The following is a 14,581-nucleotide window of genomic DNA, read 5'->3' on the forward strand; positions in this document are numbered from 1 at the left end:
GAAGGATGTTGATCGGCGATCAGCAGTGTGCCCCCCCCGAATTCCGATTCACAGACCCTTTCGGGAATACAGACCTTTCGGGAACAAGGAGTGAAGGAAATGGCAGAAGCAGAGAGCCTCAGGAAACCGGAGAGGCCGCCCCGCATATCCGACGCGACGCTGCGGGACTCCGCCCACATGGCGGGCGTCGAGTTCGGTCCCGAAGACGCCGCCGCCATCGCGGACCTGCTGGTGCGCACGGGCGTCGAACTCGTCGAGGTGGGCATGGTCTCCGGCCCGGACTCCAAGGACGCCGACCTCGTCCTCGCCACCCACGAGGCCGTCGGCCCCGAGCGCAGCATGACGCTCCTCGTCGTACGGGACCGCCGTCAGGTCGCGCGGGCCCTCGACGAGGCCGAGCGCCTGGGCGTGCGCCACATCATGTACTCCATCCCCACCTCCGAGGAGCACGCACGGCTGAAGCTCGATTCGGCCAGCCCCAAGTTCCTCCAGACCCTGGCGCGTTCGGCGATCACCCAGGCCAAGGAACGCGGCTTCCACGTCACGTTCAGCGGCGAGGACGGTGCCCGCACCCCCAAGGAACGGCTCGTCCCCTACGTCGAGGCGGGGTTCGCGGCGGGGGCCGACCGCTTCCGGCTCGCGGAGACCGTCGCCTATCTGTCCCCCTGGCAGATGGAAGGGGTGATCGCGGACATCGTCGCGATCGACGGCTCCGAGATCGAGATCCACTCCCACAACATGCTGGGCATGGCCGTCGCCAACTCCCTCGCCGCGGTCCGGGCCGGCGCCCGGTGGATCTCCGCCACCGTCGGCGGCATCGGTGAGCGTGGGGGCAACGCCCCGCTGGCCGAGCTGCTCACCTCGCTGCGCGTCATCCACGGCGACACCCGCTTCGACCTGAGCCATCTCACCGAACTGTCGAGGATCGCCCTCGGCGGAGCCGGCCTCGGGGACGCCTTCCAGTCCGGGCCGACCACCCCGCACGCCTTCGCCTACGAACTCCCCGGGCAGCTGAACCATCCCGAGGCGTACGAGACCCTGCCCGCCGAACTCGTAGGCAACAGGCGCGAGTTGCGGGTTCGTAGTCGACTCACCACCGCTCTGGTCGCCTGGGCGCTGACCGACTCGGGCCTGGAGGTCGACATCGACGCCTTCACCCCGTGGCTGGCCCAGCGGCAGGAGCGCGACGGACGCCCGACGCTCGACCGGGACGCGATCCGCAAGGCCGCGATCGACTTCCGCCCCGCGCACGCCTGAACTCCGCGCACACGCAGCAGCACGCCGCACCTCCGAACACCCCGCACGTACGAACACCGCACCCGCATGTCCCATCCATCCCAACGGAGTTGACTGATGTCCACCGCCACTCTGACCGGTGTATGCCCCGAGTGCGAGACCGACCTGACCGTGCCCCCGGTCACCAAGGGCGAGACCCTCTCCTGCCCCGAGTGCATCCTGACCCTCCGCGTCGAGGCCGTCGAGGACGGTCGTCTGACGCTGGAGATGATCGAGGTACAGCTCCGCGACTGGGGCCAGTGACATGGGCAGTCAGCGCGCTGTCGCGGTCGTCGCCGATCGGATCGCCTGGGAGGAACGCCTGCTGATCGAGGCGGCCCCGGCCTTCGGACTCCGTCTGGACTGGATCAACGACGAATCCCTCTCCCTCGGCCACCCGGACGCCCCGGCCGTCAAGGGCTACGAAACCCTCCTGATCCGCAGCCGCAGCTACACCCGCGGCGGGCTGATCGCCACCCTCGCCGAGGCGGCCGGCGTCCCCACCCTGAACACGGCCCGGGCCATCCACGCCTGCGAGAACAAGGCCGCCCTGCGCGCCCTGCTGCACACGGCGGGCGTGCCGGTGCCGGACCACCGGCTCGTGCTCTCCCGCAAGGACTTCGACAAGGCGCTCGGCGAACTGCCACTGCCCCTCGTCCTCAAGCCCGTCTTCGGAGGCATGGGCAAGCGGGTCACGCTCATCCGCCATGCCGACGTCGCCCACTCGGTCTACGACTACATCGAGGACCTGGCGCACGCCTTCGAGCAGGCCAGTGTGGTCGAGCCGTACCTGGGCGGCCGTTCGGTGCGCTGCTTCGTCGTCGGGCGGGAACTGATCGGCGCCGCGGAGTTCGAGAGCGGCGGGAGCGACTGGCGCAACAACGCCGCTCTCGGCAACAAGAACCGCGCGGTCGCCCACGACCCCGACGTACTCAAGATCGTCGACGGAGTGGTGGATGTGCTCGGACCCGGGATCTACGGGGTCGACCTCTTCAGCACCCCCGACGGCTACGTCGTCAACGAGGTCAACCACGCACCCGGCTTCCGGGCGGTGGCCTCCGCGACCGGCGCGGACATCCCCTCGGCCATCGGCCGTTACGTGCAGGAGCTGCTCGCATGATCCGTGCAGGAGTCGTCGGCGCCTCCGGGCTCGCCGGCGGCGAACTCATCCGACTCATCACCCAGCACCCCGACCTGGAGCTGACCTTCCTCGGCGGCTCCTCCAGCATCGGCAGGCGCCCCTCCGAGCTCCACCCCGGTCTGCGCATCCACCAGGGACTGACCGTCGAGCCCGTCACCGAGGCGGTCGCGGACAAGGTCGACGTCCTCTTCCTCGCCACCCCGGCGCCGGTCTCGGCCGAGCTGGCCTCCCTGTTCGCCGACCGGATCCCGGCCGTCGTCGACCTCAGCGGTGCCTTTCGCATCCGCACGCCGCACCTGCACGACCGCTGGTACCCGAAGGTCGCACGCCGCACCGACCTGGCCGACCGCTTCGTCTACGGCGTACCCGAGCTGGTCGGCGACCAGTTGAAGGACGCCGCGCTCATCTCGCTGCCCGGCTGCTACGCCACCGCGATCACCCTGGGGCTGGCCCCGCTCACGCTCGGCCTCGGCCTCGACCTCAAGACGGTCGTGGTGGACGGCAAGAGCGGATCCAGCGGCGGCGGACTCCAACTGCGCACCTCCGACCTGCACCCGTTCCGGGCCGGGGCCATCGCCCCGTACTCCCCGACCGGGCACCGGCACGCCGCCGAGGTCGCCGACTTCCTGGAGCGGAGCAAGCCAGGCGCCGTCGGCAACCTGTCCATGTCGGCGTACGGCGTCTCCAACGTGCGCGGTCTGCTGACCTCCTCGTACGTCTTCACCGACGACAAGGTGGACCAGCGCGAGCTGTCGCGGGCGTACCTGCGCTTCTACAAGGGACGCCCGTTCGTGCGGGTGCGACGGCACGACGAGACGCTGATCCCGGTGCCCGACCCGCAGGTCGTCCTCGGCTCCAACTTCGCCGACGTGACGGTCCTGCACGACGAGGAGGGCGGCCGGATCGTCGTGCTCGCCGCGCTCGACAACCTCGTCAAGGGCGCCGCCGGACAGGCGGTGCAGGCCGTGAACCTTCGGTTCGGCCTGCCGGAGGAGACCGGACTGACGCAGCAGCCGGTGATGCCGGCATGAGCGCACAGCACCCTTCCCCCACGGTCGTGAAGCTCGGCGGCAGCTGCCTGGACGACCTCGACGGCGGCTGGTGGGACGACCTGGCCCGCCACGGCCGGGACCGCCCGCTGGTGCTCGTGCACGGCTGGTCCAAGCCGCTCAAGCGGCTCAGCGCTCGTTACAGCGAACCGTCGGCGATTCTGCGCGACCGCTACGGGAACCAGAGCCGCTGGACCACGCCCGAGGTCATCGACGACATCAAGGCCGTCAGCGCCGAACTGGCCGCCGACGTCCTGGGGCGGCTCGAGGACCGCGGCATCACCACGGAACGGCTGCTCGGCAGCGACGGACTGGTGAGCGCCGGCGAGGGCGAACGCTGGTGGTGGCGGGAGAAGCGACTCGTCGAGCTGGAGAATCTCGTCGGCCCGATCACCGGGGTCGACGTGACGCCGCTGAAGAGCCTCCGACCCGGGCACGCCCACCTCGTCACCCCGCTCGCACGGAACGCGGCGGGCCAGGAGGTCAACACCGACGCCGACCGGGCCGCCGCCGCCATCGCCGGGGCCACCGGTGCCACCGACCTGGTCCTCGTCACCGACGTCGGCCACCTCCTGATCGACGGCGAGCCGGTGTCGCTGATCAGCGGCCGGGACGCGGCCGCCTTCCGTGACAAGGGAGCGAAGGGCGGCATGCGCAAGAAGCTGCGGGCCGCGGGGGAGGCCCTGGACCACGGAGTGCGTCGGGTCGTCATCGGCAGCGCCGCCGTCACCGACCTGCTGGACGGCCGTACCGGCACGGTCATCACCGACGAACGGCCGTCCCCCCACACGTCAGGAGCGAGCGCATGACACGGCCCCGTGTACTGGTCGTCAACAACGGAACCCTGTCTCTCAAGCAACTCCGCTCCCGGTTCGAGGCGTTGGGGTCGGACACCGAGACGTCCGACGCCCTGTCCGTACCCGCCCGGGTGGACGGCCGCTACCAGGCGATCGTGCTGAGCGGCACCAAGGTGCGCGCGTACGACACCGAGTACTACAGGCCGCTGATCGACCTCGTCACCACCACGGACGTGCCGGTCTTCGGTATCTGCGGCGGTATGCAGATCCTCTCCGTCGCGGCCGGCGGCCGTCTGGAGGAAGGGCCGCAGCGGGTCGGCGGCTATGAGGCGCAGGTCGACACGCAGGAACCGCTCTTCGCCTACGTGAAGCCGACGGTCACCGTCTTCCACCGGCACACCCTCTACCTCCAGGAAGCCCCGGCGGGCTATCGCACCATCGGCCGCTCCGAGCACGCGCCCGTCGAGTTCCTCCGCTCCGACGACGGCCGCGTCTTCGGCTCCCAGGCCCATCTGGAGTTCCGCAAGGACGGCCTGGAGATCCTGCGCGGCTTCGCCCAGCTCTACCAGTGACCTCCGCCCCGCCCGATTCCCCTCACCTCTCAGTTCCTGAGATCCCTCACACACCAGACGCAAGGAATTCGCCATGAGTGCTCTGGAAGAGCCGCAGGACCCCGCCCTCACCGTCCACCTCAACGGCAGCGGCGGTGCTATCAAGGGCTGGGTGGTCGTCGACACGCTCGTCGACGGCCTGGCCATGGGCGGCACCCGGATGACGACGGGAGTGACCGAGGAGGAGGTCGCCGGCCTGGCCCGCGACATGACCGAGAAGTTCACCCTGGCAGGGCTGCGCATCGGCGGGGCCAAGGCCGGAATCGTCTCCGACGGCACCGACCGCGAGGAGACGTTCCGCACCTTCGGCCGCACGGTGAAGCCGCTCCTGCACGGCGGCATCCACCTCGGCATCGACATGGGCGTCACCCCCGCCGACCGCGCCGTCTTCTTCGCCGAGGCGAACTACGACCCCCGCTACCGCCTCGGCGCCCCCGACATGCCGATCGACTGGCGTACGTACTACGAGCCCCTGATCGACGCCACCGGCCACGGGGTCGGCGTCGCCGCGATCACCGCCCTGGAGGCGAGCGGCCGTACCGAGCCCGCTCGGGTCGTGGTGCAGGGCTTCGGCGCGGTGGGCCGGGCGGTGGCGCGGTTCCTCGAGGACCGCGGGCACGTGGTCGTCGGTATCGCGGACGTCCACGGCACGATCAGTGCCGACCGGCTTCCGGTGGCGGAACTCGTCGCCATGACCGACCAGTTCGGCCGCATCGACCGGACGCGTCTCCCGCAGGGCGTCCAGCTCTCCGGTGAGCCCGACGCCTGGCTGGACGTCGACGCGGACATCCTGATCCTGGCGGCGCAGAAGTACGCGCTGACCGCCGAGAACACCCATCGCCTGCGGGCCGGCCTGGTGGTGGAGGGCGCCAACCTCGCCTCCAGCGCGGCCGCGAAGGAGAAGGTGGCCGCCTCGGGGGCGGGCCTGGTTCCCGGAGTGATCGCCAACATCGGAGGCGCCGCCTCCGCGGCCCTCGCCGTCACCCGGGTCGTCCCCTTCGACCTGCCCGCCGAGGCGCGCAAGGCATGGGTCTTCGACTGGGTCGGTGACCGGGTACGGCAGAACACCCGCGACCTGCTGGAGATCGCCGCCGCCCGGGCGGGCAACCCGCTGCCCGAGCTGCTGGCCGCCCGCAGGAAGGACCGCTGATGAGCACGACGGCCACGCCGCGTGCAGGGACGAGGGCGGGGGAGCGGGCCACTCCGGTGGCCGCAGCCGTCCCGGAGGAGCGCGCCGACGAGTACCGCCGCCGTGGCTGGTGGCGTGAGGAGACCTTCCTCGACGACCTCCACCGCCAGGCCGCCCTGCGTCCGCGCAGGCTGGCCGTCGCGGGCCGGCGCGTCGCGGAGTCCCGCACCGACACCCTGGACTACGCCGAACTGAACCGACTGACCGACCGGTTCGCCCTGGCCCTGCTCGAACTCGGCGTGCGGCCCGGCGACTTCGTGGCCGTACAGCTCCCCAACCGATGGGAGATGGTGCCGCTGATCTTCGCCTCCATCCGTGTCGGCGCCGTCATCATCCCCATCTCGCCCATCTGCACGGAGGAGGAGCTGCGCCACCGCCTCGGCCTCACCGGGGCCCGGGTGTGCGTCACCCTTCCCCAATGGGTGGGCACGCCTCTGGCGGAGATCGTCACCCGGCTCCAGGGTGAACTGCCCTCCCTCCAGCACGTGGCGGTGGTCGACGGCCCGGTCCCCGAGGGGGCGTTCTCCTTCCACGAGCACTTCGTGGCAGAGGAACGGGAGGAGCAGGAGGGCGCAGCCGCCCGCCTGGACGGTCTGGCCCTCGGCGCGGACGACCCGTTCGTGGTGCTGTTCACCTCCGGCACCACGGGCCTGTCCAAGGGCGTCCTGCACAGCCAGAACACGGTCCACTCGGCCGTACGCGGTTACGTCGACGCGTTCGGGGCGGGCGACGACTGGGTGGCAGCGGTGTCCACACCCCTGGTCCACTACTCGGGCTTCGCGCAGGGCGTCCTCGCGGGCGTCATGCTGGGCGGCACGGTCGCCTTCCAGGACGTACGCCGCAACGAGGCGCTGCTCGACCTGGTGGAGCGGTACGGGGCGACCCTCCTGTACGGGCCGCCCGCCACCCTCGCCGACGTCGCCGCGTCCCAGCGGGCCGAGCGACGCGACACGAGCACGCTGCGGCACGTGGTGATCGGCTCGGCCCCGGTCCTGCAGGAGTTGGCCGACGAGGTCCACGCGACGCTCGGGGCCCGCGCCCACTCCCTGTGGGGCATGTCCGAGAACGGTCCGGTGACCACCACCCGGCCCGAGGACCCGGCGGGCTGGGCGGCGCGGAGCAACGGCAGCGCCATCGACGCCATGGAGATCCGCATCGAGACGTCCGCGGAGTTCGGAGCCGTGCAGGCCTCCGGCACGCCGGGCTCCGTGGGCCGGCTCAAGGTGCGGGGTGCGTCCCTCGCACTCGGCTACCACCGGCGTCCGGAGGCGTTCGCGGCCGAGCTGGGAGCCGACGGCTGGTTCGACACCGGGGACCTCGCCCGCGACGACGGCAGGGGCGGTATCCGCATCATCGGCCGGGCCCGCGACGCGATCCTGCGGGACGGGCAGGTGGCGCCGATGACGGAGCTGGAGGCGGTGATCGGCAGCCACCCCCAGGCCGTCGAGGCCGCGCTGGTCGGCCTGGAGCCGCCGGCCGACCACACCGGAACCGGGCCCGGGAACGTGATCGTCGCCGTCGTCGTCCCGCGAGACGGCCAAGGCCCGACGCTCCAGGAGGTACGGGACCGGGTCGCGCGGGCGGGCCACGACGCCCGCTTCCTGCCGGACCGGCTGGAACTGGTCCGCGCCCTCCCGAAGACGCTGACCGGCAAGGTCCGCAAGGCGGAGCTGCGCGAGCGGTACACCGCGCCGTCGGCGTCCTCATCACTCCTGCGCTGAAAGCCACTTCGTCCCCGTCGCCCGCACCCCCCGATCGCTGGAGCTGTCATGCCCCACCCCGCACCGGTTCCCATGTCGGCGACCCTCGCCGCCGACGAGGCCCTGGCCCGACGCCGCCGGGCCGGGGAGCGGGTCCTGTCGATGGCCAGCGGGGAGATCGGCCTACCCGTCCTGCCCGCGCTCAGGGACCGGCTCGCCGCCGCGGCAGCCGAGAACGCGTACGGCTCCGTCGCCGGAAGTCCCGTCCTGCGTACCGCCGTTGCGGGGTACTGGGAGCGGCGCGGCCTGGGCGTCGACCCGGAACTCGTCGTCGCGGGTCCCGGCAGCAAGTCCCTGCTGTTCGCGCTGCTCCTCGCCATCGGCGGGGACGTGATCGTCCCGGTCCCGAGCTGGGTCAGCTACACGGCGCAGGCTCGGCTGGCCGGATCCCGGCCCCTCCCCGTCCCGATCCTGCCGGGGCAGGGCGGGGTGCCCGACCCGGACAGGCTGCGCGAGGCGGTCGCCGACGCCCGGGCCGCCGGTCAGGACCCGCGGGCCGTGGTCGTGACCACGCCGGACAACCCGACCGGCACGGTCGCCTCCGCCGACACCGTACGACGGCTCGCCGACGCGGCACGCGAACTGGACCTCTTCGTCGTCTCCGACGAGATCTACCGCGATCTGGTGTACGCCACCTCCGCGCCGGCCGTCTCCCCGGCTCTGTACGCGCCGGAGCGGACGGTGGTCACCACCGGCCTGACCAAGAACCTGGCGCTCGGCGGGTGGCGCACGGGAGTGGCCCGGCTGCCCGACAGCGGGCCGGGGCGCGCCCTGCACACCCGGCTCGTCGCGATCGCCAGCCAGATCTGGTCGAGCCCGCCCGCGCCGGTGCAGACGGCGGCCGCGTACGCCTTCGGGGAGCCGTCCGAGGTCGTCCAGCGCGTCACGGCGAGCAGACGGCTGCACGAGAAGGTCGTGCGCGCGGTCGCCGCCCGTTTCACCGCCGCAGGCGCGGAGTTGGCCCCCGTCGCGGCGACCTGCTACCTGTACCCGGACTTCGAGCCCCTGCGGGAGCACCTCGCCGAGGCACACGGTGTGCGCGACGGGGACGCGCTGGCCGGCCTCCTCTCGGAGCGCCACGGGGTCGGAGTCCTGCCCGCGAGCGCCTTCGGGGAGCCCGGCAGCCCCCTGCGCATCCGGGCGGCGACAAGCCACTTCTACGGCGACACCCACGAGCGGCGCACGGCCGCTCTGGACGCCGCGGAACCACTCGACCTGCCCTGGATACGGGAGTCGGTCGACCGGGTCGGCGAGGTGCTCGCCGACCTCACGGGCGCGCAGGCACCCGTCCTGCTCCCTCACCCCTGATCCACCTCAACTCACCCACGTGCAAGAGGAGTCACCTGTGTCCCACCCTCACCTGCCCGTCCTCTTCGAGGCGTTGTACAAGGGCGCACGCCACGTCGGCTTCGGTCGCCCCGAGGACGGCGCCCAGCAGACCCTGTACCGAGTGGGAGACGGCGATACGGCCGCCGCGTTCATCGCCACGGACGGTTCGGAGGAAGCCCTGCGGGCCACCCTCACCGAGGGCGCGGAGACCGTCACCGTCACTGCCGGGGACCCGGAGGTACGACTGCTGCCACCGCTGCTGCCGGCGGCCACGGGCAACGCCCTGCTGAGCGGCTTCATGGGCACCCACAAGAAGAAGTGGGGCGGCGAAACAGCCCCCGAGGGCGGGGAGTTCACCCCGCCCAAGTGGTTCTTCAAGGGGTTCGGCGACTGGGTGCGCCTGCCGGGCGAGACGCTGAACGTGCCCGCGCACCCGGTCGCCCTCATCGAGGAGCCCGAGGTCGCCCTGGTCTACGTGAACGACGCCGACGGCACCCCGCACTACGCGGGCTACACCTTCGGCAACGACCTGTGCGACATCGGCCTGCACCGGCAGGACCCCGGCTACAACCCGTACTGCAAGCTGTGCGACACCGCTCTCACCCCCTGGCTGTTCCTCGGTCCGCCGCCCCGCACGGTGACGGGGCGGGTCACCATCGTCCGGGACGGCGCGACCGCGTGGGAGGGCCTCTTCGACTGCGGCGACGACGCCCTCTACTACCGGGTGCAGGACATGGCCGACCACCTGTTCACGTTCCCGGCGGTGCGGCGGCCCGGGCTGGTCAACTACGTCCTCCTGGGCGCGGACGAGGCGAGTTTCCACGACGGGTTCCGCATCGCCGACGGCGACCGCATCGCCATCGACGTGAAGAGCCATGGCGTGGCCTTCGAGAACCAGGTGCGATACGTCTCCCCGACCCCGTCCACCACCCCGGGCGCAGCTCCGGCGCCCCTCGCCGCAGAGGCGCCGGAGCGTGTCACCACGGCATGAAAACCTCGTGAAGCGGGGCCGGTCGAGCTGTGCAGACGCCGACCGGCCCGTGCACGCTCTGAGAGCGACCACCCCGTCCCGCCGTCCGACCTCGCAGGAGGAGACCGAGCCGTGCCCGCCACCCGCAGGAAACAGGTGCACCTCGCAGCCCAGCTGCCCGGCATCCACAACGTCACCGTCTGGTCGGACCCGCGCTCCGAGAGCCAGATCTCCATCGACTCCTTCATCCGGCTCGCGCAGACCGTCGAACGCGGCAAGTTCGACTTCTTCTTCCTGGCCGAAGGCCTGCGGCTCCGCGAGCACAAAGGACACGTCTACGACCTGGACATCGCGGGACGCCCGGAGAACCTGACCGTGCTCAGCGCCCTGGCCGCCGTCACCAAGCACCTCGGCCTCGCCGCCACGGTCAACGCCACCTTCAACGAGCCGTACGAGGTGGCGCGCAGGTTCGCCACCCTGGACCGGCTCAGCGGCGGGCGGGCCGCGTGGAACGTGGTGACCAGCTACGACGCCTTCACCGGCGAGAACTTCCGCCGGGGCGGATTCCTCCCGGAGACCGACCGCTACACCCGGGCCGCCGAATTCCTCGGCACGGCACGGCAGTTGTGGGACAGCTGGGCCGAGGGCGACCTGCGGGCCGACGCGGTCAAGGGGGAGTTCGCCGCCGCCGGGGCCGGCCGCTTCGACCACCGGGGCCAACACTTCGACATATCCGGCCGGTTCACGACCCCGCCCGGGCCGCAGGGGCACCCGGTGATCATCCAGTCCGGGGAGTCCGACGCGGGCCGTGAGTTCGCCGCGTCCGACGCCGAGGTCATCTTCAGCAAACACAGCAGGATCGATGCGGCACGGGACTTCTACCGGGACGTGAAGCGCCGCCTCGCCAAGTACGGCCGTGGCCCCGACGATCTGCTGATCCTGCCCACCGCCAACGCGGTCGTCGCCGACACCGACGAGGAGGCCGCCGCCTACGCCGAGGAGATCAGCCGTGAGCTGGTGAGCCCGCAGACCGCGATCGCCCACCTGGAGGCCGTCTGGGGCTGCGACCTGTCCGCGTACGACCCCGACGGACCGCTTCCCGACATCGAGCCGGAGGACGACGCCCACCTCCTGAAGGGGCACTCCGTGTTCCGCAAGGGCAGGGGGGAGACGGCCCGGCAGTGGCGCAAGCTCGCCGAAGAACGGAACCTGTCGATCCGTGAGCTGGTCATCGAGGTCGGCGGCCGCCAGACCTTCGTCGGCAGCCCGCGTACGGTCGCCGACGCCATCGACCACTACGTCCAGACCGAGGGCGCCGACGGTTTCGTCCTCGTCCCCCACCTCACCCCCGGCGGCCTGGACGACTTCGTGGACCGGGTGGTGCCGCTGCTCCAGGAGAAGGGCGTCCACCGGGACGACTACACCGGCAGCACGCTCCGCGACCACCTGGGCCTGTCCGGCGCACCCCGCCCGGCCGGCTGGGGCGGACCGGCCCCGCGCGACGACAAGGAGACCTCCGCATGACGGGCACGACCGCCGCCACCGACCCGACGGGCACCCCGGGCGCCCCACTGCATCTGGCCGTCGCGCTCGACGGCGCCGGCTGGCACCCGGCCGCCTGGCGCGAGGAAGGCGCCCGGCCCGGCGAACTGCTCACCGCCGCGTACTGGGCAGACCTCGTCGCGGAGGCCGAGCGCGGCCTGCTCGACTTCGTCACCTTCGAGGACGCCCTCGGGCTCCAGTCCGCCGCCTTCCACCGGCCCGACGACCGCACCGACCAGGTCAGGGGCAGCATGGACGCGGTCCTGCTCGCCTCCCACCTCGCCCCGCTCACCACCCACATCGGCCTCGTCCCGACCACGAACGTCACCCACACCGAGCCGTTCCACCTGGCCATCGGCATCGCCACACTCGACCACGCCGCCAAGGGCCGGGCCGGCTGGCGCCCGCAGATCTCGTCGCGCGCCGCCGACGCCGCCCACTTCGGCCGCCGCACCACCCCCCAGCTCACCGACGAGGACGTGACGGATTCGGAGCTGATCGCCGCGCGGCTGCGCGACCTGTTCACGGAGGCCGCGGAAGTGGTCGAAGCGGCACGGCGGCTCTGGGACAGCTGGGAGGACGACGCGGAGATACGGGACGCGGCGACCGGCCGTTTCATCGACCGCGACAAGGTCCACCACGTCGACTTCCAGGGCGCGAACTTCAGCGTGAAGGGCCCCTCGATCACCCCACGCACCCCTCAGGGCCAGCCGCTCGTCGCGAGCCTCGCGCACGCCTCCACCCCGTACGAGTTCGCGGCGCTCAGCTCCGACGTCGTCCACGTCACCCCGCACGACAGAGCCGGGGTCGCGGCGATCCTCGCCCAGGTCGACGAGGCGGTGCGCGGCACGGGCAGAGACGTGACGGAACGGCCGCTACGAACCTTCGCGGACCTGCTCGTCCTCCTGGACGACGAACCCGGCGCCGCCGCCCGCCGCAAGGCCCGCCTCGACGAGGTGGCCGGCACCGAACTCGCCTCCGACGCCGAGATCTTCACCGGCACCCCCGCCGAACTCGCCGACCTGCTCCTCGACTGGCGCTCAGCCGGCCTCGACGGTTTCCGACTGCGCCCGGCCACCCTGCCCCACGACCTGACAGCGATCACCCGCGGCCTGGTCCCGGAACTGCAGAGGCGCGGAGTCTTCCGCACCCAGTACGAATCCACCACGCTACGCGGTCACTTGAACCTCCCACGCCCCACGAGCCGCTACGCGACGGCGGGTTGAGAAAGGCTGGGGTGACCGAGGGAGCCTGGCCCCGGGACGAGGACAGCACGACGCCGGTTCCGGGATCAGGCTTCTGCCATGCCCTGAACTCCGGGCCACTGTCAGGCTCGCTCGACGGACCCCGCAGGCGGATCCGGCGCTAGCGAGCGGCGGAAGTGCCGGATGAAGCGGTGGCCGGGCAGGGTTCGCCGGTGTGCAGGTTGGTGGTGGCGCCCGTGATGACCGAGTCGAGTCGGGCGCGTGTTGCCGCCAGGTCGGTGATCTGACGGTCGAGGCGGTCGCGTTCTGCCGCGAGACGCCCGAGCAGCTCAGGGGTGGCGTTGCCGTCGATGACGCACGGCATGAGGTCGGCGATCGTTCTGCTGGGAAGGCCGGCGGCGTAGAGCTGCTGGATCAGCAGGACGCGGTCCACCGCATCGGCCGAGTAGTGGCGCTGTCCGCTGGGGCTGCGTTCGGCGGCGAGCAGGGACTGCTCCTCGTAGTACCGCAGCGCCCGAACGCTGACCTGCGTTCGCGTCGCGAGTTCACCGATCCGCACGCTGCACTCCTCACGCGACCTTGATCACAACACTTGCCTCTGACGTCGGTGTCAGGTTTTAGCGTAATGCGTGCAGGGCCTCGGAGCGGAACTCCGACCCGATGACGCCGCGCATGCCGCGTCCCCTCGCGTCACATGCGCCACGCACCACGAAAGAAGCCGATCGCCGATGACCGCAACCGACCTTCCCGTCACCGCCCCCTCACGTACCGTCTCGGTCAAGCCGATCGTGCTGCCCGCACCCCAACGCGGTAGTGACCTGCACGTGCGCGTCTCCGCACCGGTCGTCGGCGAGCGGCTGCCGATCGTCGTGTTCGCGCACGGCTTCGGCTCGAACCTGGACGGCTACGCGCCCCTGGTCGACTACTGGTCCGCGCGCGGGTTCGTGGTGGTCCAGCCGACCCATCTGGACTCCAAGCGGCCGGCCGTCCCCATCGACGACCCGCGCAAGCCCGACGTGTGGCGCCACCGCGTCCAGGACATGAAGCGCATCCTCGACGAACTCGACACGCTGGAAGCTGCCGTTCCCGGACTGGCCGGGCGCACGGACCGCGGTCGCATCGTCGCGGCCGGCCATTCCTTCGGCGGGCAGACCGCGGGCATTCTCGTGGGACTGCGCGTGACGGACCCCAGGACCGGCACCGCCGAGGACCTGTCCGACGGGCGGGTCACGGCAAGTATCCAACTGGCCACGGCCGGCAAGGGCGGCGACGAACTGACTCCGTTCGCCCATGAGAACCTGCCCTGGCTGAGGGACCAGGACTTCTCCCACATCACCGTGCCCCATCTTGTCGTCGCCGGGGACGAGGACGAAGTGGGTCTGTCCACTCGGGGACCGGCTTGGACCGTCGACCCGTACCTCCTCAGCGGCAGTACCCACAAGAGCCTGCTCACCGTCCACGGCGGTCAGCACTTCCTCGGCGGCATCTCCGGATACGAGGTTGCCGAGACCACCGACGAGAACCCGGAACGTGTCGCCCTCGTGCAGCAGGTCACCCTTGCCTACCTGCGCCACGTCACCGGCATCGACAGCACCGGCTGGGCGAAGACCCAAGCGGCTCTCACCGAGGTCGCGGCGCATCGCCTGGGCCGTCTCACATCGCCGTGACCCGCCCGCCCGACCGCCGCCCGCGGTGTCACCAGAGGGCGCGTCG

Annotated in this window: 14 protein-coding genes; 13 read left to right on the plus strand and 1 reads right to left on the minus strand. The window is 71.5% G+C overall.

All coding sequences use genetic code 11. The features are described 5' to 3' along the window. The first annotated feature begins 99 nt into the window (after nucleotides 1-99). From AB0C62_RS09415 to AB0C62_RS09470, 12 genes are all read left to right on the plus strand, one after another. Entirely contained in the window at nucleotides 100-1,257 is a 1,158-nt protein-coding gene (locus tag AB0C62_RS09415; protein ID WP_362971200.1) for a LeuA family protein, read from the plus strand. 96 nt (nucleotides 1,258-1,353) lie between these two features. Continuing rightward, nucleotides 1,354-1,539, plus strand: coding sequence for a lysine biosynthesis protein LysW (locus AB0C62_RS09420; RefSeq protein WP_081222306.1), 186 nt, complete (start codon nucleotides 1,354-1,356; stop codon nucleotides 1,537-1,539). 1 nt (nucleotide 1,540) lies between these two features. Next, nucleotides 1,541-2,395, plus strand: a complete 855-nt coding sequence (locus AB0C62_RS09425) for a RimK family alpha-L-glutamate ligase (RefSeq protein WP_362971202.1) — start codon at nucleotides 1,541-1,543, stop codon at nucleotides 2,393-2,395. Then, nucleotides 2,392-3,447: an N-acetyl-gamma-glutamyl-phosphate reductase gene (gene argC, locus AB0C62_RS09430; RefSeq protein WP_362971204.1), complete on the plus strand. Its 1,056-nt coding sequence runs from the start codon at nucleotides 2,392-2,394 to the stop codon at nucleotides 3,445-3,447. Before AB0C62_RS09425 ends, argC begins: the two co-directional genes overlap by 4 nt. Then, the gene (locus tag AB0C62_RS09435; protein WP_362971206.1) at nucleotides 3,444-4,274 is read left to right on the plus strand and encodes an acetylglutamate kinase; all 831 of its coding nucleotides are present in this window, start codon (nucleotides 3,444-3,446) and stop codon (nucleotides 4,272-4,274) included. The genes argC and AB0C62_RS09435 overlap by 4 nt, the downstream gene beginning before the upstream one ends. After that, nucleotides 4,271-4,834 (plus strand): gamma-glutamyl-gamma-aminobutyrate hydrolase family protein, encoded by a 564-nt coding sequence (locus AB0C62_RS09440; protein WP_362971208.1) that lies wholly within the window; start codon nucleotides 4,271-4,273, stop codon nucleotides 4,832-4,834. Before AB0C62_RS09435 ends, AB0C62_RS09440 begins: the two co-directional genes overlap by 4 nt. A 73-nt stretch (nucleotides 4,835-4,907) precedes the next feature. Continuing rightward, a complete protein-coding gene (locus AB0C62_RS09445; protein WP_362971210.1) occupies nucleotides 4,908-6,023 on the plus strand; it encodes a Glu/Leu/Phe/Val dehydrogenase dimerization domain-containing protein in 1,116 nt (371 codons plus the stop codon). Further along, on the plus strand, nucleotides 6,023-7,783 hold the full coding sequence (locus AB0C62_RS09450) for an AMP-binding protein (RefSeq protein WP_362971212.1): 1,761 nt from the start codon (nucleotides 6,023-6,025) through the stop codon (nucleotides 7,781-7,783). Before AB0C62_RS09445 ends, AB0C62_RS09450 begins: the two co-directional genes overlap by 1 nt. Before the next feature lie 48 nt (nucleotides 7,784-7,831). Continuing rightward, a complete protein-coding gene (locus tag AB0C62_RS09455) occupies nucleotides 7,832-9,130 on the plus strand; it encodes a pyridoxal phosphate-dependent aminotransferase (protein WP_362971214.1) in 1,299 nt (432 codons plus the stop codon). 37 nt (nucleotides 9,131-9,167) lie between these two features. Then, nucleotides 9,168-10,142 carry a fumarylacetoacetate (FAA) hydrolase gene (locus tag AB0C62_RS09460; protein WP_362971216.1) on the plus strand — a complete coding sequence of 325 codons (975 nt, stop codon included), beginning with the start codon at nucleotides 9,168-9,170 and terminating at the stop codon, nucleotides 10,140-10,142. A 111-nt stretch (nucleotides 10,143-10,253) separates the two neighbouring features. Further along, entirely contained in the window at nucleotides 10,254-11,645 is a 1,392-nt protein-coding gene (locus AB0C62_RS09465) for an NtaA/DmoA family FMN-dependent monooxygenase (protein WP_362971218.1), read from the plus strand. Beyond that, nucleotides 11,642-12,889, plus strand: a complete 1,248-nt coding sequence (locus AB0C62_RS09470; RefSeq protein ID WP_362971220.1) for an LLM class flavin-dependent oxidoreductase — start codon at nucleotides 11,642-11,644, stop codon at nucleotides 12,887-12,889. The genes AB0C62_RS09465 and AB0C62_RS09470 overlap by 4 nt, the downstream gene beginning before the upstream one ends. Nucleotides 12,890-13,028: 139 nt before the next feature. Here the strand turns inward: AB0C62_RS09470 and AB0C62_RS09475 are convergent, their stop codons facing one another. Further along, nucleotides 13,029-13,427, minus strand: coding sequence for a MerR family transcriptional regulator (locus AB0C62_RS09475; protein WP_362971222.1), 399 nt, complete (start codon nucleotides 13,425-13,427; stop codon nucleotides 13,029-13,031). A 169-nt stretch (nucleotides 13,428-13,596) separates the two neighbouring features. On the opposite strand from AB0C62_RS09475, the gene AB0C62_RS09480 reads away from it, so the two are divergent. Then, entirely contained in the window at nucleotides 13,597-14,535 is a 939-nt protein-coding gene (locus AB0C62_RS09480; RefSeq protein WP_362971223.1) for a chlorophyllase, read from the plus strand. The last annotated feature ends 46 nt before the right edge of the window (nucleotides 14,536-14,581 follow it).

Source organism: Streptomyces sp. NPDC048643 (genome assembly GCF_040650615.1).
Lineage (GTDB): Bacteria > Actinomycetota > Actinomycetes > Streptomycetales > Streptomycetaceae > Streptomyces.

Coding starts and splice junctions, on each gene's coding strand:
- AB0C62_RS09415 (WP_362971200.1), top strand. CDS start 100: ATGGCAGAAGCAGAGAGCCTCAGGAAACCGGAGAGGCCGCCCCGCATA.
- AB0C62_RS09420 (WP_081222306.1), top strand. CDS start 1,354: ATGTCCACCGCCACTCTGACCGGTGTATGCCCCGAGTGCGAGACCGAC.
- AB0C62_RS09425 (WP_362971202.1), top strand. CDS start 1,541: ATGGGCAGTCAGCGCGCTGTCGCGGTCGTCGCCGATCGGATCGCCTGG.
- argC (WP_362971204.1), top strand. CDS start 2,392: ATGATCCGTGCAGGAGTCGTCGGCGCCTCCGGGCTCGCCGGCGGCGAA.
- AB0C62_RS09435 (WP_362971206.1), top strand. CDS start 3,444: ATGAGCGCACAGCACCCTTCCCCCACGGTCGTGAAGCTCGGCGGCAGC.
- AB0C62_RS09440 (WP_362971208.1), top strand. CDS start 4,271: ATGACACGGCCCCGTGTACTGGTCGTCAACAACGGAACCCTGTCTCTC.
- AB0C62_RS09445 (WP_362971210.1), top strand. CDS start 4,908: ATGAGTGCTCTGGAAGAGCCGCAGGACCCCGCCCTCACCGTCCACCTC.
- AB0C62_RS09450 (WP_362971212.1), top strand. CDS start 6,023: ATGAGCACGACGGCCACGCCGCGTGCAGGGACGAGGGCGGGGGAGCGG.
- AB0C62_RS09455 (WP_362971214.1), top strand. CDS start 7,832: ATGCCCCACCCCGCACCGGTTCCCATGTCGGCGACCCTCGCCGCCGAC.
- AB0C62_RS09470 (WP_362971220.1), top strand. CDS start 11,642: ATGACGGGCACGACCGCCGCCACCGACCCGACGGGCACCCCGGGCGCC.
- AB0C62_RS09480 (WP_362971223.1), top strand. CDS start 13,597: ATGACCGCAACCGACCTTCCCGTCACCGCCCCCTCACGTACCGTCTCG.